The organism is Pseudomonas sp. NBRC 100443, assembly GCF_030268185.1.
In the GTDB taxonomy this organism is placed as follows: Bacteria; Pseudomonadota; Gammaproteobacteria; order Pseudomonadales; family Pseudomonadaceae; genus Pseudomonas; species Pseudomonas citronellolis.
Genome location: NZ_BSQE01000073.1, coordinates 1 through 380, shown reverse-complemented (window position 1 = coordinate 380; position 380 = coordinate 1). Strand labels below are relative to the sequence as shown.

At 63.4% G+C, this 380-nt stretch carries 1 protein-coding gene; it reads left to right on the top strand.

Going from position 1 to position 380, the window contains the following annotated elements; genetic code table 11:
* Positions 1-380, top strand: a 380-nt coding sequence (locus QSJ95_RS32580; RefSeq protein WP_285647894.1) for a DUF4372 domain-containing protein, incomplete at both ends; no start/stop codon positions are given.

Here is a 380-nt window from a genome sequence, read left to right as displayed (position 1 = left end):
CACAGCAAGCGCTTTGGCAGCTGGGATCACCTGGTCGCCATGGTGTATGCCCAACTGGCCGGCGTGAGCAGCCTGCGGGCGCTTGAAACCAGCTTCAACAGCCATCCCCATCAGCACTATCACCTGGGTACGGGCCCGATCCGGCGTTCCACCCTGGCCGACGCCAACGAACGCCGTAATACCGAGGTCTTCGCCCAGGTTGCGCACTACCTGATGGCGGGCGTCTGCCGGCAGTTACGCCGTGACGGGAAGGAACTGCTGTACCTGCTGGACTCCACCACGATCACCCTCAAGGGCCCTGGCTTCGACGAATGGACGCTGTCCAATCGAACCCGCTCCCAGGGGCTGAAAGTCCATGTGCTGTATGCCGAGCAGGCGGC